The organism is Acinetobacter sp. ANC 3929 (assembly GCF_000369405.1).
Taxonomy (GTDB): Bacteria; Pseudomonadota; Gammaproteobacteria; order Pseudomonadales; family Moraxellaceae; genus Acinetobacter.
This window is the reverse complement of record NZ_KB850000.1, coordinates 1,055,905-1,082,770: the sequence shown is the minus strand read 5'-3', so window position 1 is coordinate 1,082,770 and position 26,866 is coordinate 1,055,905. Positions and strand designations below refer to the sequence as shown.

General features: G+C 39.7%; 42 protein-coding genes and 1 other RNA gene. 30 read left to right on the top strand and 13 right to left on the bottom strand.

The annotated features are described in order from the left end of the window. Window positions 1-9: 9 nt before the first annotated feature. The 6 genes from F909_RS03160 to F909_RS03185 form a co-directional block, all read right to left on the bottom strand. Window positions 10-309: a VpaChn25_0724 family phage protein gene (locus F909_RS03160; protein ID WP_005153737.1), complete on the bottom strand. Its 300-nt coding sequence runs from the start codon at window positions 307-309 to the stop codon at window positions 10-12. A gap of 2 nt (window positions 310-311) precedes the next feature. Next, a complete protein-coding gene (locus F909_RS03165) occupies window positions 312-614 on the bottom strand; it encodes a DUF2730 family protein (protein WP_005153735.1) in 303 nt (100 codons plus the stop codon). Beyond that, window positions 607-1,083, bottom strand: coding sequence for a DUF7940 domain-containing protein (locus F909_RS03170; RefSeq protein WP_005153733.1), 477 nt, complete (start codon window positions 1,081-1,083; stop codon window positions 607-609). The genes F909_RS03165 and F909_RS03170 overlap by 8 nt, the downstream gene beginning before the upstream one ends. A gap of 3 nt (window positions 1,084-1,086) precedes the next feature. Continuing rightward, window positions 1,087-1,533 carry a M15 family metallopeptidase gene (locus tag F909_RS03175; protein ID WP_005153731.1) on the bottom strand — a complete coding sequence of 149 codons (447 nt, stop codon included), beginning with the start codon at window positions 1,531-1,533 and terminating at the stop codon, window positions 1,087-1,089. An 81-nt stretch (window positions 1,534-1,614) separates the two neighbouring features. Continuing rightward, window positions 1,615-2,208 (bottom strand): hypothetical protein, encoded by a 594-nt coding sequence (locus tag F909_RS03180; RefSeq protein WP_005153730.1) that lies wholly within the window; start codon window positions 2,206-2,208, stop codon window positions 1,615-1,617. A 14-nt stretch (window positions 2,209-2,222) separates the two neighbouring features. Further along, entirely contained in the window at window positions 2,223-2,882 is a 660-nt protein-coding gene (locus tag F909_RS03185) for an XRE family transcriptional regulator (protein ID WP_005153728.1), read from the bottom strand. 101 nt (window positions 2,883-2,983) lie between these two features. Between F909_RS03185 and F909_RS03190 the strand changes: the two genes are divergently transcribed. The 20 genes from F909_RS03190 to F909_RS03265 all read left to right on the top strand — a co-directional run bounded on the left by F909_RS03190 (window position 2,984) and on the right by F909_RS03265 (window position 12,300). Then, complete coding sequence (locus F909_RS03190) at window positions 2,984-3,199, top strand: DNA-binding protein (protein WP_005153727.1); 216 nt, start codon at window positions 2,984-2,986, stop codon at window positions 3,197-3,199. A gap of 54 nt (window positions 3,200-3,253) precedes the next feature. After that, the gene (locus F909_RS21335; protein WP_005153724.1) at window positions 3,254-3,400 is read left to right on the top strand and encodes a hypothetical protein; all 147 of its coding nucleotides are present in this window, start codon (window positions 3,254-3,256) and stop codon (window positions 3,398-3,400) included. Next, complete coding sequence (locus F909_RS03195; RefSeq protein WP_005153722.1) at window positions 3,387-3,677, top strand: helix-turn-helix domain-containing protein; 291 nt, start codon at window positions 3,387-3,389, stop codon at window positions 3,675-3,677. The genes F909_RS21335 and F909_RS03195 overlap by 14 nt, the downstream gene beginning before the upstream one ends. Before the next feature lie 7 nt (window positions 3,678-3,684). After that, window positions 3,685-4,569, top strand: coding sequence for a DUF3102 domain-containing protein (locus F909_RS03200; RefSeq protein WP_005153720.1), 885 nt, complete (start codon window positions 3,685-3,687; stop codon window positions 4,567-4,569). Window positions 4,570-4,571: 2 nt separating this feature from the next. After that, entirely contained in the window at window positions 4,572-6,323 is a 1,752-nt protein-coding gene (locus F909_RS03205; RefSeq protein ID WP_005153713.1) for an integrase catalytic domain-containing protein, read from the top strand. Window positions 6,324-6,326: 3 nt separating this feature from the next. After that, window positions 6,327-7,508: an ExeA family protein gene (locus tag F909_RS03210; RefSeq protein ID WP_005153711.1), complete on the top strand. Its 1,182-nt coding sequence runs from the start codon at window positions 6,327-6,329 to the stop codon at window positions 7,506-7,508. An 87-nt stretch (window positions 7,509-7,595) separates the two neighbouring features. Beyond that, the gene (locus F909_RS03215) at window positions 7,596-7,808 is read left to right on the top strand and encodes a TraR/DksA C4-type zinc finger protein (RefSeq protein ID WP_005153709.1); all 213 of its coding nucleotides are present in this window, start codon (window positions 7,596-7,598) and stop codon (window positions 7,806-7,808) included. 4 nt (window positions 7,809-7,812) lie between these two features. Next, a complete protein-coding gene (locus F909_RS21625) occupies window positions 7,813-8,196 on the top strand; it encodes a hypothetical protein (protein WP_005153707.1) in 384 nt (127 codons plus the stop codon). Next, the gene (locus tag F909_RS03220; RefSeq protein ID WP_005153706.1) at window positions 8,193-8,549 is read left to right on the top strand and encodes a hypothetical protein; all 357 of its coding nucleotides are present in this window, start codon (window positions 8,193-8,195) and stop codon (window positions 8,547-8,549) included. The genes F909_RS21625 and F909_RS03220 overlap by 4 nt, the downstream gene beginning before the upstream one ends. Window positions 8,550-8,559: 10 nt before the next feature. Next, window positions 8,560-9,177: a DUF3164 family protein gene (locus F909_RS03225; RefSeq protein WP_005153705.1), complete on the top strand. Its 618-nt coding sequence runs from the start codon at window positions 8,560-8,562 to the stop codon at window positions 9,175-9,177. Between the two features lie 11 nt (window positions 9,178-9,188). Continuing rightward, window positions 9,189-9,329: a hypothetical protein gene (locus F909_RS21325; RefSeq protein WP_005153704.1), complete on the top strand. Its 141-nt coding sequence runs from the start codon at window positions 9,189-9,191 to the stop codon at window positions 9,327-9,329. Further along, a complete protein-coding gene (locus tag F909_RS03230; protein WP_005153702.1) occupies window positions 9,326-9,598 on the top strand; it encodes an HU family DNA-binding protein in 273 nt (90 codons plus the stop codon). The genes F909_RS21325 and F909_RS03230 overlap by 4 nt, the downstream gene beginning before the upstream one ends. After that, window positions 9,598-9,780 (top strand): hypothetical protein, encoded by a 183-nt coding sequence (locus tag F909_RS03235; protein WP_005153700.1) that lies wholly within the window; start codon window positions 9,598-9,600, stop codon window positions 9,778-9,780. Before F909_RS03230 ends, F909_RS03235 begins: the two co-directional genes overlap by 1 nt. A 9-nt stretch (window positions 9,781-9,789) precedes the next feature. Further along, window positions 9,790-9,999, top strand: coding sequence for a hypothetical protein (locus tag F909_RS03240; protein WP_005153699.1), 210 nt, complete (start codon window positions 9,790-9,792; stop codon window positions 9,997-9,999). Continuing rightward, window positions 9,997-10,065: hammerhead ribozyme type II (locus tag F909_RS20955), an RNA gene on the top strand. Before F909_RS03240 ends, F909_RS20955 begins: the two co-directional genes overlap by 3 nt. A 183-nt stretch (window positions 10,066-10,248) precedes the next feature. Next, on the top strand, window positions 10,249-10,962 hold the full coding sequence (locus tag F909_RS03245; RefSeq protein WP_005153696.1) for a DUF2786 domain-containing protein: 714 nt from the start codon (window positions 10,249-10,251) through the stop codon (window positions 10,960-10,962). Beyond that, window positions 10,959-11,186 carry a hypothetical protein gene (locus tag F909_RS03250; protein WP_005153693.1) on the top strand — a complete coding sequence of 76 codons (228 nt, stop codon included), beginning with the start codon at window positions 10,959-10,961 and terminating at the stop codon, window positions 11,184-11,186. The genes F909_RS03245 and F909_RS03250 overlap by 4 nt, the downstream gene beginning before the upstream one ends. Further along, the gene (locus F909_RS03255) at window positions 11,186-11,398 is read left to right on the top strand and encodes a hypothetical protein (protein ID WP_005153690.1); all 213 of its coding nucleotides are present in this window, start codon (window positions 11,186-11,188) and stop codon (window positions 11,396-11,398) included. Before F909_RS03250 ends, F909_RS03255 begins: the two co-directional genes overlap by 1 nt. Continuing rightward, window positions 11,395-11,838, top strand: a complete 444-nt coding sequence (locus F909_RS03260) for a gp16 family protein (RefSeq protein ID WP_005153689.1) — start codon at window positions 11,395-11,397, stop codon at window positions 11,836-11,838. Before F909_RS03255 ends, F909_RS03260 begins: the two co-directional genes overlap by 4 nt. Window positions 11,839-11,850: 12 nt before the next feature. Next, the gene (locus F909_RS03265; RefSeq protein ID WP_005153687.1) at window positions 11,851-12,300 is read left to right on the top strand and encodes a Mor transcription activator family protein; all 450 of its coding nucleotides are present in this window, start codon (window positions 11,851-11,853) and stop codon (window positions 12,298-12,300) included. Between the two features lie 259 nt (window positions 12,301-12,559). Here the strand turns inward: F909_RS03265 and F909_RS03270 are convergent, their stop codons facing one another. The 3 genes from F909_RS03270 to F909_RS03275 form a co-directional block, all read right to left on the bottom strand. Beyond that, on the bottom strand, window positions 12,560-13,192 hold the full coding sequence (locus F909_RS03270; RefSeq protein ID WP_005153686.1) for an FMN-binding negative transcriptional regulator: 633 nt from the start codon (window positions 13,190-13,192) through the stop codon (window positions 12,560-12,562). Between the two features lie 169 nt (window positions 13,193-13,361). Continuing rightward, window positions 13,362-13,562: an alpha/beta fold hydrolase gene (locus tag F909_RS0120395; protein WP_032878140.1), complete on the bottom strand. Its 201-nt coding sequence runs from the start codon at window positions 13,560-13,562 to the stop codon at window positions 13,362-13,364. Window positions 13,563-13,631: 69 nt separating this feature from the next. Next, window positions 13,632-14,684 carry an AraC family transcriptional regulator gene (locus F909_RS03275; protein ID WP_032878239.1) on the bottom strand — a complete coding sequence of 351 codons (1,053 nt, stop codon included), beginning with the start codon at window positions 14,682-14,684 and terminating at the stop codon, window positions 13,632-13,634. 143 nt (window positions 14,685-14,827) lie between these two features. Between F909_RS03275 and F909_RS03280 the strand changes: the two genes are divergently transcribed. Next, window positions 14,828-15,598: an SDR family NAD(P)-dependent oxidoreductase gene (locus F909_RS03280; RefSeq protein ID WP_005153680.1), complete on the top strand. Its 771-nt coding sequence runs from the start codon at window positions 14,828-14,830 to the stop codon at window positions 15,596-15,598. 167 nt (window positions 15,599-15,765) lie between these two features. Further along, a complete protein-coding gene (locus F909_RS03285) occupies window positions 15,766-16,338 on the top strand; it encodes a hypothetical protein (RefSeq protein WP_032878138.1) in 573 nt (190 codons plus the stop codon). A 38-nt stretch (window positions 16,339-16,376) separates the two neighbouring features. On the opposite strand, the gene F909_RS03290 is transcribed toward F909_RS03285, so the two are convergent. Both F909_RS03290 and F909_RS03295 read right to left on the bottom strand, forming a co-directional pair. Continuing rightward, window positions 16,377-16,952, bottom strand: coding sequence for a flavin reductase family protein (locus F909_RS03290; protein ID WP_005153674.1), 576 nt, complete (start codon window positions 16,950-16,952; stop codon window positions 16,377-16,379). A gap of 56 nt (window positions 16,953-17,008) precedes the next feature. Beyond that, a complete protein-coding gene (locus F909_RS03295) occupies window positions 17,009-18,028 on the bottom strand; it encodes a helix-turn-helix domain-containing protein (protein WP_005153668.1) in 1,020 nt (339 codons plus the stop codon). A 279-nt stretch (window positions 18,029-18,307) separates the two neighbouring features. Between F909_RS03295 and F909_RS03300 the strand changes: the two genes are divergently transcribed. From F909_RS03300 to F909_RS03335, 8 genes are all read left to right on the top strand, one after another. Beyond that, a complete protein-coding gene (locus tag F909_RS03300; RefSeq protein WP_005153664.1) occupies window positions 18,308-19,324 on the top strand; it encodes a lipase family alpha/beta hydrolase in 1,017 nt (338 codons plus the stop codon). 80 nt (window positions 19,325-19,404) lie between these two features. Continuing rightward, on the top strand, window positions 19,405-20,436 hold the full coding sequence (locus F909_RS03305; RefSeq protein ID WP_005153663.1) for a lipase secretion chaperone: 1,032 nt from the start codon (window positions 19,405-19,407) through the stop codon (window positions 20,434-20,436). Window positions 20,437-20,679: 243 nt separating this feature from the next. After that, window positions 20,680-21,408, top strand: coding sequence for a HesA/MoeB/ThiF family protein (locus tag F909_RS03310; RefSeq protein ID WP_171067360.1), 729 nt, complete (start codon window positions 20,680-20,682; stop codon window positions 21,406-21,408). Window positions 21,409-21,464: 56 nt separating this feature from the next. Continuing rightward, entirely contained in the window at window positions 21,465-22,763 is a 1,299-nt protein-coding gene (locus F909_RS03315; RefSeq protein ID WP_005153661.1) for an ABC1 kinase family protein, read from the top strand. A gap of 27 nt (window positions 22,764-22,790) precedes the next feature. Next, window positions 22,791-23,171, top strand: a complete 381-nt coding sequence (gene folB / locus F909_RS03320) for a dihydroneopterin aldolase (RefSeq protein ID WP_005153660.1) — start codon at window positions 22,791-22,793, stop codon at window positions 23,169-23,171. Further along, on the top strand, window positions 23,128-23,559 hold the full coding sequence (locus F909_RS03325; RefSeq protein ID WP_005153658.1) for a 2-amino-4-hydroxy-6-hydroxymethyldihydropteridine diphosphokinase: 432 nt from the start codon (window positions 23,128-23,130) through the stop codon (window positions 23,557-23,559). The genes folB and F909_RS03325 overlap by 44 nt, the downstream gene beginning before the upstream one ends. Window positions 23,560-23,601: 42 nt before the next feature. Further along, window positions 23,602-24,153, top strand: a complete 552-nt coding sequence (locus F909_RS03330; protein WP_005153657.1) for a DUF2799 domain-containing protein — start codon at window positions 23,602-23,604, stop codon at window positions 24,151-24,153. Between the two features lie 132 nt (window positions 24,154-24,285). Beyond that, window positions 24,286-24,744: a hypothetical protein gene (locus F909_RS03335; RefSeq protein ID WP_005153655.1), complete on the top strand. Its 459-nt coding sequence runs from the start codon at window positions 24,286-24,288 to the stop codon at window positions 24,742-24,744. A 56-nt stretch (window positions 24,745-24,800) separates the two neighbouring features. Here the strand turns inward: F909_RS03335 and coq7 are convergent, their stop codons facing one another. Together coq7 and F909_RS03345 are read right to left on the bottom strand one after the other, a co-directional pair. Beyond that, window positions 24,801-25,436 (bottom strand): 2-polyprenyl-3-methyl-6-methoxy-1,4-benzoquinone monooxygenase, encoded by a 636-nt coding sequence (gene coq7, locus F909_RS03340; RefSeq protein ID WP_005153653.1) that lies wholly within the window; start codon window positions 25,434-25,436, stop codon window positions 24,801-24,803. 3 nt (window positions 25,437-25,439) lie between these two features. Then, complete coding sequence (locus tag F909_RS03345; protein WP_032878136.1) at window positions 25,440-26,759, bottom strand: MFS transporter; 1,320 nt, start codon at window positions 26,757-26,759, stop codon at window positions 25,440-25,442. Window positions 26,760-26,866 lie beyond the last annotated feature (107 nt).

The window sequence follows — 26,866 nt, the reverse complement described above, 5'->3', positions numbered from 1 at the left end:
CTTCACCCATTAAGCAGATGGACGTTTCACACCATGAGTAGTGGAACGACCATTCGCAATGTCTTGTCCACGCTCAGTTAATTTGACAACTAAAACAGAGCCAAGATCATCTTCAATTTCAATCAGTCCTTGCTCAGCCAACCAATTAAGCTGTGTCTTAATTCCATCTCTAGTCATGGAAATTGCGTAAGTATCTAACAATGCCGTCAAAGTACTGCTGTTTGCTCGATAACTCGGAAGCTCAACAAGACAACGTAAAATCACAAGTCGAGCTTCTTCAATTAGTTTGTCTAAATATTTTTTAGTCATGATCATTTACTCTTATCAATCAAATGGGATTCGATACGTGTAACAGCCTTATCAACTTTCTCAACAGAATTAGCGATACTTCCAATATTGGCCGTTAAAACTTTAATATCACCTTCAATTTCGGCTAGCTCTTCTTTGGATGGCATATCCTTAATGCTGTTTTCAATCTGAATTACACGTACCCGTAATTCAGCTAATTCTTGTGCAGAGGCGCTATATTTTTTAATTACCCATCCATAAATCCCTATAGCAGTGACAACCAACCAATTAACTTCAGCAAAGCCTAGTTTTAAAAAATCAAACATCGGCACTCTCCTTAAGCGTGTCAGATGCTGGAGGCAAAGGCTTAGATTTGCTTTGATTAATAAAGCGACCTACAAACCCAATTAAAGCGATCAGACCTATCACTTTTAATTGATAAGCTTCAGGTATTAACACAAGGATTTCTTGAGGGATGCCAAACACAGCAATGTATCCGATCAATCCAAACGCCCAAGTCGAAATCCATTTCCATGCGGTATGCCAGTTTTTGACGATCCAGCCTGTATGCAAAGCTTCTTCAAAAATCCCTGCTGTATAATCTGGAATGATTTGTGTAGGTTGTTTTGATGCCTTTTCAAGCTCAATTCGTAACTGCTCAATTTCAATATCATCACGAACTTTTACTTTCACATAAGCTTGATTTTGCTGTTTTAATGCTGCCTCAACAGCAGCATCTACTTTACGTTGCGTTTTTACTGATTGTGGTACTTTGCGACCTTTACCTAAACCCATACATCACCCCTTTAATTCAAAATGTGGATAATCTTTTGAGCTGCGCCAATCGCCACCCCAATCCAATGCAACACCAAGGTCTTTTGCTGCCTGTTTCATGGCTACTGAAATTTTCTTGAACTTATTTAGATCGTTCCAGTCCACTGGATAAGGCACTAGGTCAACAGCGTGACCAGTAACATGCCTGCTAGAAAGAGGGTTATTGAGCCAAGTAACTTTTGCTACTTTAGGCTGAGCATATTGCGCTGGTACGCCTTTGGCTTTGCATTGCTCAGCAGTTCGACCTTTACCGTAATTGATGTAGCATTGCTCTTTAGTACGAACACCTTCAACCACCACAAAATCTTGTTCAGTGATTTCGATTGCACGCTTAACAACAGACTCAAGCTCGACATGCAGTCCGACTAATCGACTAAGACTAAGCTTAGATAAAATATATTTTTTTCTCACAACAAAAAACCTCATCAAATGATGAGGCTAGTTTGTCTAGTTGGTACTTTTTATATTAGGCGGAAAGGCTTCCGTTTATTTTTAATTTTTATCGTATGCAATGGCACATACTACTGGATATCCATCTTTAAAATGACTTGCATCAAGATTAAATCTATATCCATTGCGGACTTGTATCGTTGCTGCGGTTGAATCAGATTTTTCATAACCTTCTATTTTTGCAGCAAGCTCATCAATGATGGCAGGCACACGATTATCTATGTTTTTCCAAACATCCTTACAAGCATTAAATGAAGCTTTTTTAGACTGTTCATAACCTTGCTTATCTAAAACCTCAACTAAAAAGCTTTCCCATTTTTCTGAATCAGCATCTCTAATTATTTTAACGCTATACCAGTCATTAAACTTTTCAAACTTACTATCAGAGGCGGTGTTCTTAGGTAAGAATTTAACTTCTGTAGCATTGGCATTATAACTAGCTTGTGCATGGGGCAAGCTATTAATTGCGACCTCTGTAAGTTGTAAGAAATCAATCTGAGCAGCTGGCTCATTTTCACCGTAATGCTTATTGATATAAGACTTTATCTCACGACCATCTTGAGTATCAGTTTTTGGTAATTCTTGCTTTGAACAAGCTGCTAATAAAATCACACCTAACAATAAAAACTTTTTCATTTCTAAAGACCTAGTTAGTAGAAAGTTGCACGACTTGGTGGAATCCAACGACCAATGATCTCCACATCATTTGCTTCATTCAAATCAAGTTGCATAGGTGGATACAATTTATTATCAGAGATTAAAAGCAACGATCCATCAAATTGTCGCTGCACACGTTTCACCCAATAATTCTCATTATTACGAATTATATAAATAAACCCATCAGTTAATTCTTTATCAGCAGAATTAACGAGTAGCTTTTCTTTATCTTGGATTGTCGGGAGCATTGAATCTCCCTTCGCGTAAACAATTAATAAATCTTTTGAATATAGACCATTTTTTGAAAGCCAATCTTTTCTGAATGCTAAACGGCTCACAGGCTTTGCATCACCAGCACATATTGATCCATGACCAGCGGAAATATCTACATCAAAAACATTCACAAGTGCAAATTCATCTTCAAAGTGAGAATTTGAAAATGCTACCTCATCAAACTTCTTACCTAGTAGAACAAAAACAATATCAAAGCCTTCATTAGCGCATTGAGCAAGCTTGTCACTTGGAATAGACGCACCGTTCTCCCAACGCTTAATAGTCGACTCGCTCACATCTATGAGATTTGCCAAGGCTTCTTGGCTCAGATTTAACCTCTTTCGCTCAGATTTAAATCTTTCGGAAGTTAAAATTGGCATAAATAGACCTAAAATAAGTTGAAATAAGGTTATATATGAACTAATATCAGATTAATAAGGTGCATATGTGCACCATTTCAACACTGATAGGAGTTCATAAAATGTCTAGTGAAGCAACGCTTACTAAAGCAGAGGTCAAAAAGAACCTAAATGCTCAAGGCAAGACACTTAAACAATTCGCAATCGAAAACGGCTTTGATCCAAATGATGTCTATCGAGTAATGACAGGTGCTCGAAAAGGCTTTTATGGAAAGGGGCACGAGATTGCAGTTGCCTTGGGTTTAAAAGTCATTCCAAAACCAACCGATATAGATTAACCGCTTTTTAACCTTTTTTTAACCCTTTTTTTAAAAATTTAGGAAGAAAGTGTCATGAATACATTAACAGGGATCATTTTTGCACTGATGGTGGTTGCATTTATGGGCTGGTGTTTTGCGGAAAATGACAATGAGTTATTGCTCCAAGAAAACAAAATCTTGTCCATACAACTGGAGAGCATGAAGCATGAGCACCGTTAAAGCAGCAGAAAAAGTCCTCAAAGTTCTAAAGGCTTTAAGTGGGCACAGCTTGCAAGGTGTAACCAATCAAGACCTTGCAAAACAATTAGATGAATCGCCTGCACAGATTCATCGCCAATTACAAACACTCATTGCTGAAGGCTTAGCCAAGCAAGAAGACGACGGCTCATACACTTTAGGCACAGCAGTTGTGCGGATCGCCAAAGCGCATGACACAGAAATCGAACGTGCAAAAGCACGTATTGCTGAAATTGAACAACGTACAAGAGCTTATTGAGGTCATCATGGATTTAGAACAAACAACAGAAATTGCTATTTCTGAACATGCACAAAAGCTAGGTCAATTAGCTGTATCACTTGGCTATGAAGGCTCGCTGACTGTAGGCGCATTAGAAGACGAGATTCGCTTTTACCAACGTCGCACAGTTGAAGCTTGCTTAGAGTTGGGTAAGCGACTTGTTCTTTTAAAAGAAGTTACCCCACACGGTGAGTTTAAACAACGCACTGAAATGCTCAACATCAATGAGCGTGCGGCTCGTCGCTTTATGTCAGCAGCTCTTAAATTTTCCAAAACGGACAATTTGTCCGTTTTGAAAGCCGCAGGCAACCAGTCAAAGTTGCTGGAATTACTTGTTTTGGATGATGACGAAATTGCAGAACTTAGTGCTGGTGGCAGCGTTCACGATATCACCCTAGATGATATTGATCGTATGACCACAAGTGAATTAAGAAAAAACTTAAGGGATGCTAAATCAGAAAGTGCTGCAAAAGATCAGCTGATCCAAGCTAAAGACCAAAAAATAAACAAGCTTGATACTGAGCTAAGCAAGACCTCAAGCCAAGCGACGATCTTAAAACGCCAACAAACTGAACAACAGCAACTTCAAAGCAAGGTATTAGAAGAACTCAATAGTGCTTGCCTAACCATGCATAACAACACTGTTCGCTTTACCAATGAGATCAACTCATTCATTGATGCAATTGATGAACACAGTCTTTTCGATCTTCAAGATCAGCTTGAGGCTTCGGTGGTTGCGACTTTCCAGCAGATTGCTCAAACGAGCCTTGCACTTGGTATTCAAATTGATTTTGAAGCGATGGTTAAGCCTGAATGGATGCCAGCAGATCAGATGATAACTGTTGAACCTGAAACAGTATTGGAGCAGTAATTATGACTACTCCAAACTTAGCAAAACAAGACTACTTGCGCGAAGTTGCAGCCAAACTTAAGGCAGCTAAGTTTGGTGGCAAAGCTGAAATTATCAAAATTGCATGTGACTTTCTACAGCTCAGTCGACCACAACTCTATCGTGAACTTGAATCAGTAGGTTTTAAATCTGAGAGAAAGCCACGCTCAGACAAAGGTAAAACCATAGTTTCAGCTCAAGTAGCAGAAACCATTGGTGGCATGGTGCATGTGGCAACACGTGCAACCGGGAAAAAGACTTTACCAATCACAACAGCATTAGAAATTCTCAAGGCTAATGGCAAAGCACCCGACGTTTCAGCTGCGACTATTGCGCGAGTCATGAAGCAGAACATGTGCCATCCAAAGCAACTTGCAACACCAACTGCACATACTCAGCAAAGATCATTGCACCCAAATCACGTCAAACAAGTTGATGCATCAGTCTGCGTACTTTTCTACCTTCCAAAAGGCGGTATGCAAGTGATGGACGAGAAAAAGTTCTATAAGAACAAGCCTGCAAATGTTAAGAAAATTGAGAATGACAGAGTGATCCGTTACGTGATCACCGACCATTTCAGTGGCTCAATTTATGTCGAATATGTGACTGGCAGTGAAAGCTCTGAAAACTTAATTCAAGTTTTTCTAAATGAAATTCAGAAACGCTCTGACCGTGAACCAATGCACGGTGTACCAAACATTTTGTACACAGATAAAGGTTGTGCCAACACTTCAGGCTTATTCAAAAACTTGCTTGAACGTTTAGATGTCACTTTGATCGCCCATGCAACAGGCAACTCACAAGCTAAGGGGCAAGTGGAAAATGCTCAAAACATTGTAGAGACACAGTTTGAAAGCCGCTTACGTTTCATGGAAATCATCAATATTGAACAGCTCAATCAATTGGCTGCTGAATGGCGAATTTCTTTCAACGAAAAAAATAAGCACAGACGTACAGGTCAAACACGTAATGCAGTGTGGCAAACCATTAAGCCAGAGCAACTTCGCAAAGCTCCACCAATGGCACTTTGCAAAGAGTTAATCAGTACTACTCCAGTTGAAAAAACTGTTAAGGCAAATCTGACGGTTAGCCACTCAATTGTTGGTTATGGCTCTCAAGATTATGACGTGCGCCATGTTGACGGTATCTATCCAAAGGCAAAAGTCAAAGTAGTTGTAAACCCATACCGTGCACCATGTATCGATGTGCTGGGGATGGATCAATACGGCAATGAGATTGCATTCACTTGTGAACCATTACAGGTCGATTGGGTCGGCTTTAGCCAAGATGCGGCAATCATTGGTGAAGAAATGAAAACGATGCCACATAGCCCGATTGACGAAAACCGCAAACGTATCCTGAAAAATGCATACAACGCCAACACCCTAGAGCAAGTTGATAAGGCTATTGCCAAGAAAAAGCCAGCCTATCAAGGACAAATCAATGCGATGGCAGATGTCCGCGCAACAGAAGTACCAAACTACATCACCCGTGCTGGTGAACAAATCACCACGCCAGAACAACGTCGCCAAACAGCACCAATCAACCTGATCCAAGCAGCAAAACAGATTCGCGGTTTAGTTGGTGACTTATGGAATGCAGACATCCACATGACTGCCTTAAAACAAACCTTCACAGATGGTCAAGTTCCACAAGAAGCGATTCAAGACATCGTGAATGGAATTAAAGCAGCTGCGGAAAAGCCAAAACCTACTTTACGAGTAGTTGGAGAGTAATCAATGAGCGCATTAAAACAACTACTTTTAAAGCATGACCTGAAGCAAAACCGAATTTCAAAGGCAATTAATGTCAGTGGTGCAACGATCAATTTATTCGTTTTACACGGACAAAAGCCAAAGAAAAAACAAGAGCAGTTTTTAGCGCAATTCATTGCATGTTTAGAGAGCAATGGCATTGCAAAAGAAGACATTCAACAAGCATTAGCGGCTGACCAGCATGCTCGAAACGACCAAGAGCCAAGCATGCCAGCAGCAACTACTCAACCAGAGGAAGAGCAACTTATGCTACTACGCAAACAAACACTAACACCAGCCGCTAAGAAGAAATTCAAGCTATTTAAGGACATTTTCACCGAAGAACTTCGTGAAGCCAGTGAACTTTATAGCAATCCAGATATCAACTATGTCCGTGAGGCAATGTGGCAATGCATCAAAGGCAACAGCACTTTTATTGCCGTTACAGGTCAATCAGGTGCAGGCAAAACCACACTGCATGATGAAACTTTGGATCGTATTGAACGTGAGCGCACACCAACGATAGTGATTAAACCTTATGTGATTGGTGCTGAAGCTGACGACATTAAAGGTAAAACACTTAAAGCCAGTCATATTGCCTCTGCGATTTTGAGAGCTGTTGCCCCAAGTGTGAATCCAAAGCGTTCAATTGAAGCCTTGTATCAACAAATTCACTCGGTACTTAAAGAGTCCAGTCGTGCTGGCTATCACCATGTCATTTTGATTGAAGAAGCACACAGTTTACCGCTACCAACACTCAAACACTTAAAACGATTCATCGAGTTAAAAAACGGATTTACGCCTTTGATATCTGTGATTTTGATTGGTCAAGATGAGTTGAAAATCAAACTTGCAGAGAACAATCCTGAAGTCCGAGAAGTTGTTCAACGTTGTGAAATCGTGACGCTTGAAGCCTTCACACAAAATCAATTATGCGAGTACTTAAAGCACCGTTGTAACTCGGCTGAACGTGACCTTTCAGAATTTATTGACCAGTCTGGTCTTGATGCCATCTGCGAAAAACTTACTCGCAGCGTTGGGCGCAATAAAAAAGAAGAAAGCCTTTTATACCCATTGGCAGTGGGCAACCTCTTAGTTGGTGCGCTCAATGTTGCAGCAGAACTTGGTGAGGCAGTTGTTACCCGTGACGTAGTGATGGAGGTGTAACGATGAATAAAGCATTGATCATAGTTTGGCTGCTAGTTGCAACTTGCATCATTTGTTTAGCCTTAACTGAAATGTTCGGAGGTTGCCATGCCTGATTTTGCAGATGTAGCAGCAGATATTTCTCAAACTGATCTTGACCACGCTTTGCACAATGCAAAGCGTGAGGAATTTACCATCTATTTCCAATGTGAAGAATGCGGCACAGAAATTCCTGAACAACGACGCAGACTTGGCAGCGTGACATTATGTATTGGTTGCCAGACTGCACTCGAAGCAAAACAAAAACATTTTCGAGGATAAACCTATGGGAACAATGACTCCAGTACAAAAAGGCATGGTTGAACGTAAATCTTACCGCCTTGAAAGATTCAAAATTGCGTTTGCAACAACTTCAACTTTTGAGGTGTTGAACTCTCAGTTTCCAATCATGGAAATCTTTGAAATGAACAATGAGAAATTTGCAATTTCGACTGTTCAACAAGCTTATGAAGATTGGCTTATCGAATTAAGACCAACCAAGCGATCAAATTTTATTAAAGATTTAGACAAGTTGTTGAGTGGTGACTATGTCCTTGTCCCAATACAGCCGTCAAAGGAAATGGAACAAGCAGGGATTGGAATTGTCGGATTTAAGGCAAGACAAGCTTATAAGGCAATGATTGCTGTTGCTCAAGGAGTAACTAAATGACTGACCTAAGACATAACAAACCTTTTACCAATAAAGAGCTTGATCTACTCAAAACCATGTATCTCGCTGGAAAGGCTTCAGCAGACATTGCTGCTGCTGCAAAACGCTCCAGAAGTGGGGTTTTAGCTGCTATTCACAGAATGATTCGCACACAGCAAATCCCTGTTGTGAGAAGCATGGCCGTGATCTGCCTTGGCGGTATTAATGCAGCTGAAATAGAACTCCAAAGAGCGAAACATAAAGGTTTCAAACGCATTACCTATCTCACTCCGAACTGCCTCTACAGCAATATTTCTGTCGAAGCATTACAACAACAAATTTCACGTTACAAGCAAGTAAGCCACTTACTTTAGGAGCAACACAATGACAACTCACACCGTGCCAGAAGGCTTTTGGGAAAACGCACAAGGTGCATTTGTTCCACCAGCAAATGTCAAAGAAATTGACAAATTACGCGATCAAACAGTTCGTAAGCTTTTTGAAAAAGTGACTGAACTGCATGAGCTTTTGAAGGATTTCAAAATTCAAAGTTTTGAAGATATAGCCAACTTTTGCGCCATTTCAGCAGACCAATACGATGTAACCGTTGGTGGCAGTAAAGGAAATGTCACGCTCATGAGCTATGACGGACGTTTAAAAATTCAGCGCAACATCGCGCAAACCATCAACTTTGATGAGCGACTGCAAGCAGCCAAAGAACTGATTGATCAGTGTCTTGAGGAATGGACTGAAGGCAGCCGTGACGAAATCAAAGTCATCATCAATAACGCTTTTAACGTAGATAAAAAAGGAGAAATCAGCACGACCAAAGTACTCGGACTCAAAAAAATTGAAATCAATCACCCGAAATGGAAGCACGCAATGCAAGCCATTTCGGACAGCATCAACATTATCGGCAGCAAAGCTTATCTACGCTTTTATACCCGTGATGACGCAACTGGTGGTTATTTACCACTCTCACTCGACATCGCATCGATTTAAAGGCTCTAAAAATGAAACAGATTTCTATTGCAATTATTACCTGTGGATTCATCGCAGGCAGCTTACAAGCAACTGGCTTTACAGAATTTGTTTATGTGCTTTTTGCACTTCTGTCAGCTAGCTCAACTCAACTAAAAGGTAATACACCATGAATAAATCAGAATTAATTAGCCACATCGCAACTACCGCTGGCATTTCAAAAACTCAAGCAACAGCAGCTCTTCAAGCAGTTGAAACAGGTGTCATTGATACCTTGGCAAATGGTGGTCAAGTTGCGTTAACAGGCTTCGGTACTTTCAGCGTTAAAGAACGTGCTGCACGTACAGGACGCAATCCTAAAACGGGTGAAGTACTCCAAATTAAAGCAAGCAAAGTACCTAGTTTTAAAGCAGGTAAAGGTTTGAAGGATGCGGTGAATTAATGGCGACCAATACTAAACATTCAGAGTGCGAGCTAAGCATGCATGGATTACGACTTGAGCGAAAACTCAACCTCAGTGGTTTTTTTGAATGGCACGTTTTGAACGATGCAAATCAAACAATTGCAAAGAATACCGTTCAACACTTTGCGATTGATATAGCTCTAAACACCCTTCAGGCATAAGGATTAAAAATGAAATTTAAAGTTGAAGTTTCCAAGACATATACGAAAGACCACATCGTAGAAGCTGATGATGCAGATCATGCCAAAGAAATAGCAAAAGAAATTTCTGACTTGATGCCGATAAATCATCAAACATTTTATGAAAGTACATGGGATGTAACTCAAGTTGATGACTTAAATAAAGTGACTTACGAGCCTGAGCAAAATTATTTGAAATAGCGAAACACAGGCATTCGTGCCTGTGTCTGCTGGATGTCGTGATCCAGTACTGACGAGCAGCGAGGTAACTATGTTGACCCACGAAGAACTTGAGAATTTACCCGAAGAAATTAAGTCCAGTATCGGTGAAATTCCATGAAAGAAAGACCTATAAGCCGACGTAGAAAACGCAAGTTAAGCAAAAAAGGCAAATGCGTTTACTGGTCAAAAAAACTTGAAACTTATGTATATGTTATGGAGCAAAAATAAATGGGTATGTCACGAGAAGAAGCGATTTTAAAAATCAAAAAGTGCTTAGCACTATCAAAATCAAGCAATGAAAATGAAGCCGCTACTGCTTTACGCATGGCACAGTCATTAATGAAAGAGTTTCAGGTTGATCCAGACTTGCTGGATATTATGGAGGCTAGTTGTGAGAGTAAAGCCACTAAAACGCCACAAGCTTGGGAAGCCAGTTTAGTAATGACTATTGCACGTGCCATGCAGTGTAAACCTATTTTTAGCACAGGCAGTAGTTCTTGGGGCATCAAAGCATCATGGACATTTATTGGTGTCGATCCAGCACCAGAGGTTGCCTCGTATACCTTTGACGTACTTTATCGCCAAGTAATTCGTTCAAGAAAAAGCTTTATTGAAACAACATTAAAACGTGTCACTGTCAAAAAAAATAAGGTCGCTCGTGCTGATTTATTTTGCGAAGGCTGGGTTGATTCTGTTAAGCACTTAATAACGGATTTAAATATTGAAGTGCCAACAAACACCAATGAACGCATAAAAAAACATATGGATCAGTCTCGTGGAGAACTTAGCTCATTTACACCTAAAGACCGCAACAAAGGGAAAGCTTTTAATGATAGAGCTGCTAATGACTATCATGCAGGCAAGCAATCAGGTAAATCTGCCAAGCTTAATCAGGCCATGAATGCTGGTGAACAATATGCCAGATTGGAGACAAAAGCATGAATGAAACTATGAATTGCTTGAGCGTCTTAGCTTTATTTGCTGTTTTTGGCATCGGCTTGGTTACTTGCTGCGCTGAAGCAAAAAAAGCATGGGCAGCACGCAAAATAACTGGTCAGACAGTCTTTGAGCGTAAAGCTTATGGTCTAAAAGCAGGATCATCTTTAAGCCTTGCAGTACTTGCTTTGATCGGTCTTGCAGACGCAGCTAAGGGAGTGTTCTGGTAATGAGCAAACTGACCCTAAAAACGACAACAATAGCTTTAGAAGAAATTCAAGAAGCTCTTGCAGAGTTACGTAATTGTCAGGATGAAATCCGCAAAGGCTTAACCTGTAAAACGTATGTGGATATAGCGAATGGAAAACTATCTACAGCAATTCGTCATATGCTTAATGCTCAGGACTGGATAGATGCTCTAAATAAGGAGAATGTTCAGTGAAATTCAATAAGAAAGCAAACCTGATCAAACTGATCCACGTGGCAAAGACCAAGCTAGGTCTTGATGATGACATTTATCGTGACATTCTCAAAAGTACTACTGGAAAAGACAGCTCTAAACTTTTAACACCAGCACAGCTTGATGCTGTGCTGGACAGATTGAAACAATTAGGTTTCGAAGTTGAGTCAAAAGATAAAACAGGCGTTAAAAACTTAGCTGACGATAAGCAAAGCAAGCTAATTCGACACTTATGGCTGCAACTACATGAAGCTGGCGCAGTCAAAAATGGTAGTGAGCAAGCACTGGCAAAGTTTGTAGAAAACCGTGTCCATGTAAGTGCATTGCAATTTCTGAGTTCTAAAAATGCCGATATGATCATCAATCATTTGCGCTCTTGGTGCAAACGATTGGGCATTGAACGTCTCATAATCGAAGCATAGGAGGTTTAGATTATGGCTTATCGTCCGCATATTATAGATGCCCAACAGGTTTTCTCAGACGATGAGATCATTAACTTGATGCCTAAAAATTTCATCTTCATTGCACGATTGATCAAGGTCGAAAATGCACTGAATTTAATTGATGGCTTTGGTGGTACTAAAATCTATATTCCAGTTCGTCAGGCATTAAATGTGAACTCTAAACTTGCACAGGTGATTGGCTTTAATAACCTACAGTTGCTTTCAGATCAGCTTGGCAATAATCACATTGAAATTCCAATGGGTACACCTATCACTGTTGCAATGCGAAACCGAGCGATCCGTAAACAAGCTTCAACCATGTCAAAAGAAAAGCTTGCTCGTAAATTCAGCGTGACACTTCGAACAATTCGCAGTATCGTAAACTCTGAAGAGAAGCTTAATGTTCAGGAAGACCCCAATCTTGATCTATTCGATGAATAAAATAAGCGGACAAATAGTCCGCTTTTCTATTTCACCAGATGTAAAACCTTTTCAAAACTCATCCCATTCAATCCCACAATATCCCATCAAATCCCACAATTATCTCGTTACTCTTATATAGTTATATTATTAGTACTCAAGTTATTTCGATTTATAAATCAGCATAGAAGATAAACACCAAATTAAATATAAGTCCTAATTTTATATGTTAAAAATATGGTGTTTATCTCGTGAATCAAAAATGACGCTTATCACAAGCTCAATCTTCAATATATTGCTGTACTGCTTTTGCCAAATTCTGATTTCCTTGTTTTTCAAGTCCATCAACAACACCTAATGCATCTGCTTTTTCTCGATTTTGACTAAGTTTAAATTTGCCTATGATCTGGGTGATTGGAATTTCTATTCCAACAATCGCTTCAATTTTCTGTGCAATATAGGCACTAGGTGCATCCGACATTTTCCATGGATTGGCTTGTTTTGCTTCATGGGTACGTGTGAGTCTGGCCAAGATACTACGTAAAGATTTTTCATCATGCAGGAAATTTATTTTTCCTTTTACATGAACAACTTGGTAATTCCATGTCGGGACATCCTGATGGTGTTGCTGCTTGCTTGGATACCAATTGGGTGAAATATAACCTTGCTCGCCCTGAAAAATAATCAGAACTTCCACGCCATTTTCTACTTGCGTATGTAGCGTATTCTTTTTTGCAATGTGAGCGACCAGTGTTGCTGTTTGGTTTTGCTCATCACGCAATAATTGAAAAGGTAGATGATCGGCATTTAAATCCGCATCATTCTGAGTGATCAAGCTTGCAAAAGGGAAATCTTGAATGAGCTGATATAGTTTTTCAAGATCTGTTTCTTCATATATTTCAGGAGTATACATTTGTCTTAATCCTTGAGAAGCACAGGGGAAATCCACATTTATTTTCAATGCTGTATGCAAATATACATCGATCATGGAAACTAAAGTCAGCATACGTTGATTGAAATTATCTGTCTTTGCTTATTCAATACCAATAACTCCAATCTATATCATTTTTTCTTTTGTTGTTTTAAGAGGAGATTGCCAAAAACCGAAGGATTTCTTCTTTTACCATGTTCGGTTGTTCCCAAGCCGTCCAGTGCCCACAGTCTTCAAGTTCGACCGCCTTTGGATTTGGAATCAAAGCTTTATAACGTGTAGCCATGTATTGTCCTGAATTAGGATCATTCTTCCCATTGATGAGTAACATCGGAATTGTACTGTTGGTCATTGCATTTATCAGTCGATCGCGATGTTTAAATCGTGCAAAAATGGATCGATTTAAACTAAGCATACATTTTTATAACGCGCTGTGGATCGTTCGCTTTAGTGTTTTTGCACGATAAGCACCTGGACTCACACCTGTCCATTTTTTAAAGGCACGATGGAACGCGCTCGGATCATGGAAATGCAGATCGTCACTAATCGTTTGAATCGAATCATTGCTTTTACTCAGTCGTTCGATGGCAATATCACAGCGAATATCATTCTTCAGTTGCTGATAACTGACACCTTCTTGTTTTAAACGCCGTTGAATGGTTGCAGTCGACATATTTAACTGTTGAGCTATCTCTTTTAGTTCATCCCAGTGTGAGGGAGGTTGTAAAAGTAATTGCCGACGAATTTGCAAGCTCAAAGAGTTTTCATTTTTAAAACGGACAATCAGGTTATAAGGTGTATTCCTTAGAAAATCATTGAGGGCCTGTTTATCTTTCTTGATTTTATGCTTGAGATAATGGGCATCAAATTCAATCCGATTTTGTTCAGCATGAAAGTGAATATTTTCACAAAAACGCACCCGATAATCCTGTATCTCTACAGGAGGATGGCATCTAAATGCCATTTTATGAAAACCTATGCGTTGATCACTCAACCAGCACATTAAACTATGCACTAACATTAAATAGGTTGAATAGGTAAACATCCGCTTTGGCTGTTCACGATCATGTAAGATCAGATAAGCTTTGGAACCTTGTTGCACCAGTTCACCATGGATATCATCGAGGACCAAACTCAAAAATTTTAAAATCTCTTGAATCGCTTGCTCTAAAGTTTCGGCACCAAATGCAAGTTTTGCTAATAATTTATAACTTCCTCGACGCATTGGATGGCTATCCATACCCAAGAACTCATCATTCATGCTTTCTGCAAGTTCAACCCACAACTGCGCACACTGCGTAACAGGAACACGTGCCTTGGTCGAAGTGAGCAACTCTGCAGAAATGCCTGCACGATTTGCAATATTGACAATATTTAAACCGCGACTCGCCGCGACACTCAATGCTTCACGGATTAAAGCATTTGAAATCGTATCTTTTGCCGAAGTAAGATCGAGGTTAAAGTTTTTGTTCATATACCAATGAAATACAGGAGAATAAATAGGTCGAATGCTCAAAAGCTGCATCAAATTTGCTACTTTTTGAAATTGTATCGGAAAAAAGTTGCCATTACGCTTAGTTATAAAAATTTATATCTTTAATTTGATAGGAAACGTAAATGAAAATTCAGGGAAAACATTTTGTTATTACAGGCGGTGGTTCTGGTTTGGGAGCTGCAACAGCTGAGTGCTTAGTTGCAAAGGGTGCTTCTGTCACTTTAGTGGATATGAATGTTGAAGCGGGAGAACAACAGGCCCAAGCATTGGGTGCTCAAGCTGAGTTTGTAAAACTTGATGTGACTGATGAACAAGCTGCAGAACAATTCTTTAAAGATGTTGTTACTCAACATGGTGGTTTATACGGTTTAGTCAATTGTGCAGGCATTGGCCCATCGGCAAAAGTGGTTGGAAAAGATGCTGTACATGATTTGGCAATGTTTTCTAAAACCTTGCATATCAATGTGACTGGTACATTTAATATGCTGCGTTTTGCAGCAGATGCCATGAGTAAAAATAGCGTACTTGAAGGTGATGAAGATCGTGGTGTGATTGTGAATACTGCTTCAGTTGCAGCTTTTGATGGTCAGATTGGGCAAGCAGCTTATTCTGCATCAAAAGGCGCAGTGGTTGCGATGACATTGCCAATTGCACGAGAATTGGCTCGCCATGATATCCGTGTCATGACCATTGCCCCTGGAATTATGGAAACACCAATGCTGAAAGGTTTGCCACAAAATGTACAAGATGCATTGGGACAAATGGTGCCTTATCCATCACGTTTAGGTCGCCCAGAAGAATTTGGTCGTTTGGTCGTTCATATTGCTGAAAACTCCTATTTGAATGGTGAAGTGATCCGTTTGGATGGTGCAATTCGTATGGCAGCGAAATAAGTTCATCAGAATGCTTAGAATTGTATTTTAGTTAAACCGTTGTGGAGAAAGCTCCACAGCGGTTTTTAAAATTTTGACTTTGGCGTAGTTTGCTATTTGATATTGTTTCTTGATCAATTTCGTTTTAAGGTCGAATCAGGGTATTGATCTGGATGATAATAAAAACGATGAAAGCGATGATCTTTTTATCTGCTGCAATGGCTATATCTTTAGTCGGCTGTGTGGGCAATATGAACCCGACGGGTGGCAACTCAAGACCGAATTATCCGTACTACGTGACGCAACAACCGATGTTGGTCAAAAAGATCTATGTTCCAGCAGGCACTATTTTAACCTATGAGGAACAGCTTTTTAAAAATGGAAAGCAGTCACAGATTATGCCAGAAAGTAAATTGACGGATATTTTGCTGCCTAAAGATGAAACCATCAATTGGGGTGGTGTACCTGTTACCATGATTTCCCAATTTTTTAATTCATCTATGCGTGGCTATTCTGTATATGCCGACTTTAAAAAATTGGATGCAGACAAACGAACTAGATTTTCTCAGCTATGGCAGAGTTGTGATGATGATCTAGGGATTAGCATTAAAGATCGAAAGGATTGGTCATTTAATAAAGCCAATATTGCTGATGTTCAAAGCTGTAGTGGTCTTTATCAACGCTATTTTAAAAATGATAAAGAGCAGCAGCAGTTTTTAGACAGCATGTATAGTGAGTTGATGAAGATTAATGTTGAATAAAAAGGCAAAGCTCATTTGGCTTTGCCTTATATTCAAGCCTATTTTACTTTGACTTCTTCACCAATCAAATAGAATGTACCACCTGCAATGTAATGAAGACTGCGCAACTCTTTGCTGGCTTCTTGGAAGTGCCAGTGTCCATCGCGGAATACACGTGAATCGGCCCAAGCACCCACCACCGAGCCGATAAATAAATCATGGGTCTGTTGATTATGTGGCTCAGGAATCACTTTACAGATCAACCAACCCAGACTGCCTGCAACCAGTGGAACAGGAAAATCATCCAGATAAAACAGTTCAGTTTTACAATCTTGCAATTTGGTCGGCTGATCAAACTGACTGATCGTTCCCAGTTGATGCACCATATCAATCTGAGCATAGCAGGGTACTTGCAAAGCAAAATAACCACTTTGTTCAACCAGTTGCCGAGTCTTGGTACTTTTATCCAACACCACAGTCACTTTAGCGGGTGTTAATTCTAAAGCACACGCCCAAGCCGCAGCCATGACATTGGTTTCTTGTTCATGCTGTGCAGAGACTAAAACGGTTGGACCATGATTGAGTAGACGATAAGCTTTGGAAAGTTCAACAGCGCTAATATCCTGTGTGTGCATACAACATCCGAAAGATTGATATATCAGATTATTGTTGCATAAACTTGTGCAAAGTTTTATTCAATTTCCCAGCGTTTAAAGGCGCGGTTAAAACTTGAGAGGGATGAATATCCCAATTTTTTTGCAACTTCATCTTTGGTGATAAAAGGATTAAGCAGTAATTTCTTGGCTTTTTCTCTGCGAACTTCATCATACAGCGTCTGAAAGCTGATATTTTTTTCCTGCAGCATTCGCTGCAACGTTCTTTTAGTCAGAGTGAGTCTTTGTGCGACTTGGTCAATACTGAGTAAACCTTCTGTTTTATCGTCAATCAAATATTTAATACGTTGCAAAATGTCTTGTGTTGCAACCAATTCATCCAGTTCTTTTTGGCACAGTAATTTAAACTTTTCAGCGGTGAGTGGATCAGCCATGCTGAGAGGTTCATCTAAAAAGGTTGCAGCGGCAATCAAGCGAGTATGAGGCTGTTGATATCGTATTTCTGTAAAAGTTGAAGACAAAATGTCATTAAAGCGGACAAAGTAATCTGGACATTGGCATTGTAGATCCACACTTGGCTTAAATTCTGGAATAAAAAATCTGACCAAATGAACAAAGCCTGTTAAAAAGAAAATGCAGCTAAACTCATAGGCTTGCGTATCTAAATCATCATTAAAATTCAGCAGCGAACTGTCGTAGGCAATATTGTAATAGGCGAGACCATCTTCAACCTTAAAATTTAATTCGACGAACGAACATTGCAAACTTACAAATTGATTAATTGTTTCTATCGCTTCCAATGCATTTTTTGAAATGGCAACGGTAAAACCCAGCAGACCATGAGAGCTAATTTTTAATTGTGTACCTGCATAAAAACCAACACCTTGTTCTTGTGTCAGTTCAATGGTTCGAGTAATGACTTTTTTAAAGGAGTTGAGACTAATTTTATAATTCAAATCATGTAGTTTATCGATCTCAACGCCAGTACCCCAAAATAATGTTTCAACAGAGACATGCCATTGTGAAACCACTTCACTAAGTAAGTGAGCATACGAACTGCTAATAAAATGCTGATTATGAAGACGGGGAATACTCATAGTGTGAAGCAAATTCCATTTTAAAGCTGATCCAATTCACTCCGAAATTAAAGTAGTGTGACGGATTTGAAAATGGACATTCATCGGAATTTTTTGAATCAATCGTAATTTTGGCATGTATTGTTATGATTTTGGCACAGTTTGTTTTAGTCTAAAAATCACGCAATATTTTGAAGGAGTATAATTCTGCCAGTCGTTTGTATATTTGGAATGACTCCATATACAAATATAAAAGACTAAATCTTTGTAATAAAAATGAAAAATGCTAGGAGCAACAACGTGAAGAAAAAATATTTAAATGTCATGGCGCTGATGGCAGGCATGGTGGTGAGTAGCGGATCTGTGGTACATGCAGGTTTGTTTGATTTTTTTGCACCCAAAGCATCATGGCAAAACTGTAATGTGAACTCTTGTTCAGTCGGCGGTAGTACCAGCGTTACATCAAGCTATGCAAAAACCAAGTACCCAATTCTTTTGGCGCATGGGATGGCAGGTTTCTCTGCTGTTGGTCCTTTGCAATACTGGAATGGCATTACTGAAGACTTGGTGGGTAATGGTGCAAATGTCTTTGTCGCACAGCAAGCTTCGTTTAATTCATCAGAAGTACGTGGTGAGCAACTATTGCTGCAAGCAAAACAAGTTTTAGCAATTACAGGTGCAGAAAAAATCAATTTAATTGGCCATAGTCATGGCTCTCAATCGGTTCGTTATGTTGCAAGTTTGTTGCCTAATAAAATTGCATCGGTTACAGCAGTCGGTGGTCCAACCAAAGGTTCTGATGTGGCAGACGTGGTTGACTCAGTGGTGAAATCACCTGTTGGCCCAGCACTTGCGCCTATTATCGCAGCGGGTGTAAATGCCTTCTTCTCACTCGTGGGTATTGGTTCTGGACACTATTATGATCAAGATGCAATCGCGGGATTAAACTCACTGACTACCAAAGGATCTGCCAATTTTAACCAACGTTTTCCAGCTGGTGTACCAACGACGGCTTGTGGGGCGGGAGCCGAGTTGGTGAATGGGGTTCGCTACTATTCTTGGAGTGGGACTAGTCCATTTACCAATGCTTTAGATCCGATGGATTATGCATTAACAGCAACATCACTGCTGATTGCAGGGGAAAATGATGGTTTAGTGCCACGTTGTTCGAGCCACTTGGGAACAGTGATTCGTGACAATTATGCATTTAACCATCTAGATGAGGTAAATCAAATTCTTGGTTTGGTTGGATTCTTACAGAACCCAGTGACACCATATCGTACACAGGCAAATCGTCTAAAAAATCAAGGTCTATAATTCTTTTGCTGAAGGGGCAATACGTTGCTCCTTTGGCTTTTAACGGTTCAAAGAAAGAATGATAAATAGAGCAAGGGATTATGAACGGTAAATTTTTGAATAATAAAACCATCAGTTTAATTTTAATTGTGTGTTTATTGCTCTTGTTGGCTTTAATTTATTGGATATTTAAACCAGATACTCAAAATACAGAGCACCCACTCAATCAACAAACGCAATCTCAGATTATGGGCAACACATCAGAGACCAGTCAACAGAATAATCAGAAAGGGAAAATGCCTGTATTGGCGGCATCATTGCAAGGTACAGAGATTGACTGTCCAATTCAGGTCGATTCCAATGGCAAATTAATTTTAACCGTTGGTATTCGTAGTTGTTTTGATTATTTTTTTTCAAGTTTGGGTGAGAAAACCGAAACTGAATTGGTTGCTGATATTCGCCAGTATCTTACCGCGACTTTACCTGACAGCGCATCTCGTTATGCGATTTATCTGCTAGATCAATATGTGGCTTATACCCATGCTTTAAAAAATATTAAACCGAGTGGTAATTTCAAAACAGGTGATATTGATGGTTTTCAGAAAGTGATTGATCAGATGTATAAAGTACAACAGCAGTTTTTTAATGCGGCAGAGATCAATGCTTTTTTTGGCAATGAACGTAATTTGAACCAGTTTAATATTGATCAAATGCGTATACATGCCAATAAAAGTTTGACTGCTCAGCAAAAGGCAGCAGAATTGGCGAAATTAATAGATCAATTGCCTTCGACCTTGGCAGATGGTGTTCGAGTTTCGATGCAATTTGCCGAATTGCAGCAGTTAACGCAAGAGGTTCGGGAAAAAGGAGGGTCTTCACAGGAACTTCGTAATATGCGTGAAAGTTTATTAGGACCTGAAGCGGCAGATCGTTTAGAAAAAGTTGATCAAGAAGAAGCTGGATGGCAAACACAGGTTAATGGTTATTTGGCAGCGCGTGATCAGATATTAAAAAGTGATGCGAGTATTGAAAGTAAACAACAGTCAATCAATCAGCTACGCAATCAGTCTTTTGGCAGCAAAGAAGATTTATTAAGAGCACAGTCCTATGAAATGATACATGATCGTAAGTAGATAAATCGTGTGATCAGTCAGGCCTGTCGTCGAATCTTACGACAGGTCGTAAGTCATTAAATAAAAATATAAGATAATGCATTGATTGAAAGGAGGAGGTTGTTAAAACAAAGGCGCGATTATAGTGGAATTTCGCTTTCCTCCAATCCCACATCGACTTAAAATCAGCATACCCTTGCAGATAAAGAAGCCATTCACGTGTCAAACCATTTTGAAAACGAATTTGAGCTAAGTAATGAGGAAATGCATCTCTATAGCCGTCAGATTTTATTAGATGGTTGGGATATCGAAGCACAAGAAAAATTAAAACTCGCCAATGTACTGATTATCGGAGCAGGTGGAATAGGCTGTACCAGTGCAGAACTACTGGCTCGTGCTGGCGTGGGGAAAATTACCATTGTCGATGCCGATACCATTGAAATAAGTAACCTGCAAAGACAGATTGCTTTTACTGCAAATGATCTAGGACGCTACAAAGCTGAAATGTTGGCAAAACGTTTGCGAGAGATTAATCCGCATATACAAGTCAGCTATCAAAATATACGATTTGATGAAACGAATGCTGATGACTTAATACAGCATCAAGATGTAGTGTTAGATGGTTGTGATAACTTTAGCACCCGTTATTTAGTCAATGCAGTATCTAGAAAGCATCAAGTGCCACTCATCAGTGCTTCAGCCATTGGTTTTGAAGGACAGATGTTTATGGTGGATTCAGAATCAGCTTGTTATGAATGCTTGTTTCCAAAAGAAGATCATGTCAATGAAGGACTGCGTTGTGCTGAGTCAGGCGTGTTGGCGACCACTCCTGTAATGATGGCGTCATTACAAGCACATCACACTTTGCTGTTTTTAGGGCTTAGTTTGACGCCACTCAAGCAAAAACTGCTGCTTTGGAATGGCTTGAGTTTATCGCAACGTATTCTTAAATTTGAAAAAGATGTAAATTGTCCGATTTGTCAGGCAACTTGATCGGTAAATTGAACAAAATTTGCTAAACTAATGCCATCTGTGAGGCAAGAAAGATTATGAAAAGAAATATTTTATTCGATGGATTACGTTCTGTTGCACGTATTGGCGAAACAGTGGTGGTTGCAGCACAAGCAGGTGTGAAATATGCAACTGAAAAACCGAGCAATGCCAAGCTTATGCGTGAGACATTTGAGTCGCTTGGATCGACTTATATCAAATTGGGGCAATTCATTGCGAGTACGCCATCTTTATTCCCTCGTGAATATGTTCAAGAATTCCAAGGCTGTTTAGATCAAACGCCTAGCTTACCATTTAGTTATATTCAACAAGTTTTGGCTGATGAATTTGAGGGTAAAAATCTCAATGAAATTTTTAGCTTTATTGATGAAAAGCCATTAGGTTCTGCTTCAATCGCCCAAGTCCATGCTGCAAGATTGGTGACTGGTGAAGATGTCGTATTGAAGGTACAAAAACCAGGCGTTGAAACCATTTTATATACCGACTTAAATGTGGTGCATTGGGCAACCAAGCTTTTAGAAAAAGCGGTACCGAAAATCAAATTTGCATCTCTGTCTGATATCGTGGATGAGATCAAAACACGTATGGAGCGTGAAGTCGATTTTATTGAAGAAGCGCAAAACCTCGATGACTTTATTCAATATCTGAATATTTCGGGAAATCAAGCCGCAACAGCACCAAAGGTATATCACCAGTATTCGACTCGTCGCGTCCTCACCATGCAGCGTTTGTATGGGGTGTCATTGACTGACTTTGATGTCGTTAAACAATATGCCAAAGACCCAACACAGGTATTGATTACGGCCATGAATACTTGGTTTGGTAGTTTAATGCTGTGTAAAAGTTTCCATGCAGATTTGCATGCGGGCAATCTGATGTTGCTCGAAGATGGTCGTATTGGCTTTATTGATTTTGGTATCGTTGGTCAGTTAAAACCCGAAGTTTGGACTGCATGTATGGCCTTTATGGATGCATTACAGCACACCAATTATATCGCAATGGCTGAGAACATGCTGAAAATGGGGATGACCCATCAAAAAATTGATACTCAGGTTTTAGCTGATGATTTAGAACGTTTGTTTAGCGGTGTATTACTGGCAGATCCGCAAGAAATTCTGAGTTCGAATCCAGCAGATTTGAATGACATCATGATGGATATGGTGGCTGTAGGTGAGCGTCATGGGATCAAATTCCCTCGTGACTTCGCGTTATTATTCAAGCAAATGTTATATTTTGATCGTTTCATGCGTGTTCTTGCGCCATATACCGATATTTATGCTGACCAACGTTTAAAAATGGTTCACAATATTGAACCTGCTTCGTTTTTAAAGCACTAATTTATTTATCGGTTCATTTAGGTCATTATGGATGCCATTATAATTGAAGGGTTGAAGGTTGATACTGTGGTTGGCTGTTTCAATTGGGAACGCCAGATTATTCAACCTTTAATGCTAGATCTCACCATTCATAATGATCTATCACAAGCTGCCCATTCAGATGAGTTAGAAGATACACTCAATTATGCGCAGATCTGCGCGCTTGCAGCCCAAGTCATACAAGACGCGAAACCGAAACTGATTGAGCACGCTGCACAATTGGTACTTGAATGTCTATTTACGACTTTCCCCTCGATCGAATTGATTAGTATCACCATTCGTAAACCCGCCATCATTGCACAAGCCAATGCAGTAGGAATTCGCCTTGAACGCAACAGAAACAATTTTTGCGCTCGCACTGGCGAGTAATGTCCAGCAGCAACAAAATTTCACTTTTGCTTATCAACAAATCGCAAGTTTGGGCGCAGTGGAATTTTCTCCAATTTATGAAATTCCGTGTCGGGATGGAATCGGTGCAGACTATTGGAATTCTGCTTGTTTATTAAAAAGTCGGCTTAGCGTTGATGAAGTATCGGATATCCTTAAAAAATTAGAAGCACAGTCTGGTCGTGTTCGTCCTTCGCATGATATTAGTTTGGATATAGATGTGATTGCTTGGGGAACAACTTTGGCACATATGCAATTTAATCCAAAAAAGTTACCATTGGCCTTGGATGTTAAAATTCCTTTATATGATTTATGGCAGCACATAGATTTGGTACATCAAAGTACGCATTATCCTGTCATTACAATGTAATACTTTAATCAAGTAACACGATAATAATAGGAAGAATTTTCCATGAAAATGATTTTACTTTTATCTACTTTAACGGTTTTACTTTCGGGCTGTGCGGCCATGAGTGTCGAACAATGTAAAACTGCAAATTGGTTCAATGTGGGCGAGAAAGATGGTTCTGCTGGGCATGATTCACGTTTAGATAAGTACTATTCCTCATGTCAAAAAGCCAACATTGTGCCAAATCAAAAGCTATATGAACAAGGCTATCAAAAAGGTCTGGGGTATTATTGTCGCCCTGAAACTATTTTTAATGAAGCCCTGGAAGGACGTGGGGATTTCCGTGTTTGCCCTATTGAAAAGCGTGAATCTTTACGTAGCTACTATCAAGTTGCCAATGACTATTACCAAGCGGATTCAGAGTTTAATCGTTCGCAAACGGATATGAATCATTATTTAAAAGAATTAGAGCGCAACGATCTGTCGATTAAAGATCGTGATGATTACAAAAAGCGTCTATACGACCTGCGCATCAATAGTAGTCGAGTGCAGTCTCATTATCAGGATGCAGTACGAAACTTAGAGCGTTTTAAAGCAGAACATGGCCTGAACTAATTATTAAAAATCCCCCGATGCCAAAAACCTATGATCTCGATCATGGGTTTTTTTATTAAAACATTTGAATTACATACTCAAACATAGGGGGATGTTTAAATACTTCATCAAGGAAGCGTGAAGGACGGATTAATGCAGACCAAATTACTTATTATTTTAGGTTTTATTGCTTGTGGCAGCATGAATACAGCTTATGCTATTGATGCCAAATATAGACAACAATTAGAACAATCAGGCTGTACACAAGTCAGTGAAATGCAAGGCTGTGATATTCGCAAAAGCAAAGAAGAAAATAGCAAGGCGGGACTTATCGAACAACCCGTAGACGTAGCAAATTTGAGTATATCAACACAGCAACCGCAGTGGATTGCAGAAAGATCAGATGGTACAACTTTGGCTCTGATTAAAATTGATCAGCAACAACGGGTATGGGTCAATGACAGCAGAGTCATTGCTATAAAAAAGAAAGATCAGTTGACGTTCCGACAGGGTAAAATCGACTACACCATTTTTACTGATTTAGATAAACAAGCACAAAGTTTTTGGAGTGATCGTTATTCAACAGATAAAGGTAAAATTGTATTTCGTTAATTTTGATTGTGCCAGCTAAAAGAAAAGGGAATCACCTTGCAATTCCCTTGAATAAGTTAAAGATAATAACTGGTTTTGGTCATTAATTTTGATATGGCGGTCATGGTGATACGTACAGGTGCTGGTAAATCAACGCCTCCTGCTTCTAGAGCTGTATCGCGATGATGTAATTCATCTTCATTCATTTGTAGCAGGATTTTACGTGAACGTTCATCATGTGCAGGAAGTTGTTGAATATGTTCCTGTAGGTGTTGGCTAACTTGACGTTCAGTTTCTGCAACAAAACCTAAACTATATTTGTCGCCAGCGATACCTGCAATTGCACCCATACCATAAGACAGACCGTACCAAATTGGATTTAACATACTCGTGTGGCTATCTAGTTCTTTTAAGCGATCTTCGCACCAAGCCAAATGGTCTTGTTCTTCAATCGCGGCTTGCTGCATTTCTTCACGGACATGCGGTAGTTTTGCAGTCAATGCCTGACCATGATATAGCGCTTGAGCGCAGACTTCACCGCTATGATTCACCCGCATCAAGCCTGCAACATGGCGGGCATCACTCACGCAGAGTTGTGATGGTTCATCATTGGCAGGGTTGCTGCGTTGTGCATTGGTTGCACCTGGTACCAAACTACGTAAGGCTTGATCAAAAGAATGAATAACTTTATCGAGACCTGTGTAATGACGCATATATCAATCCTCTAAAGTATTGGGAGCATTTTCCAATAAAGGTTTTAGGCGTTTTAATAACCAAAATGAAAAAATTGCACTTAAAACAGCGGTAATCGTAAATAATATTTTAATATCAATTTTCAAAATGCTTAAGATTAAAATTGAGAAAACTGCAGAAGAGACCATAAATACAGCATTTAAAATGTTATTTGCTGCGACAACACGTGCTCGGTGTGAACGTGGTGAATAAGCTTGCATCATGGCATAGAGTGGCACGATATAAAATCCACCGCTAATCCCTAATAAAGTCACCGCAAGCATGACATGGTAATAGACTGCACCGAGCGTAAACATATCTTTTAAGCTGAGTAATTCACCCGTACGCTCAGGCACAAAGGCCAGACTTACTGCTAGATATAAAGCGAAAACAGTTAAGCCAATTGCACCATATGGCACCATCTTGATATTGATGTCTGAACCGCCAATTCGTCTGCAAAGTAAAGAGCCGACCCCAATTCCAACAGAAAAGAAGGTGAGTAGAAGGCTAACCACATTTTCAGAAGCATGCAGATTTTGCTGGGTCAGTTGTGGAATTTGGGTTAAATAGGTTGCACCATAGAACCAATACCAAGAGTTCCCCAACAAAATGATGAACACGATTGGAATACTTTTCGCGTATTTAATAGTTTGATGGCTGGTACGCAGGAAGTTCCAATCAATTTTTAAATCAGGTGCTGCAACTTTCTGAGGAAGGATAAAACGACTGCATAAATAGCCTAAGCAAGCAATAGTAACAACAGTCACACTAATCCAGAGCAAATTACCTTCTGACGTGGCAATCACCGCGCCACCTAAAATCATCCCCAGCAAAATTGCAATCGATGTGCCTGACTGGAATAGTGCATTGCCTGACATCAACTCTTGTGGTTTTAATATCTCAGGCAAAATCGCATATTTGATCGGGCCGAAACAGGTTGAATGTGTGCCCATTAAAAATAAGGCAAACAGCAATAACCATAAATTTCCCAGTAGGAAGCCTGCGGTACCGATCAACATGATCACAATTTCTAATATTTTAATGAAGCGAATCAACTGCGATCGTTCGTACTTGTCTGCAATTTGACCAGCAGTCGCTGAAAAGAAAAAGTAGGGCAAAATAAACAATAAGGCAGCTAAATTATTTAAGGTGCTGACAGGCGCACTTTGTTGTTGAATCCACCCATAGGTAATAACCAAAAGCAGCGCTTGCTTATAAACATTATCATTAAGTGCGCCAAAGAACTGAGTGAAAAACATCGGGGCGAACCGACGTGATGTCATTAAGTGCTCGTCTTGTTTCATCGTGTGTTCACTTCATTGTGATTTATAAAAAAATGTGACGAACTGTAAAAATGTGATGAAATGCATGTATGATAGCTCTGTCTGATTGGATGAAAAATCAAAGATTT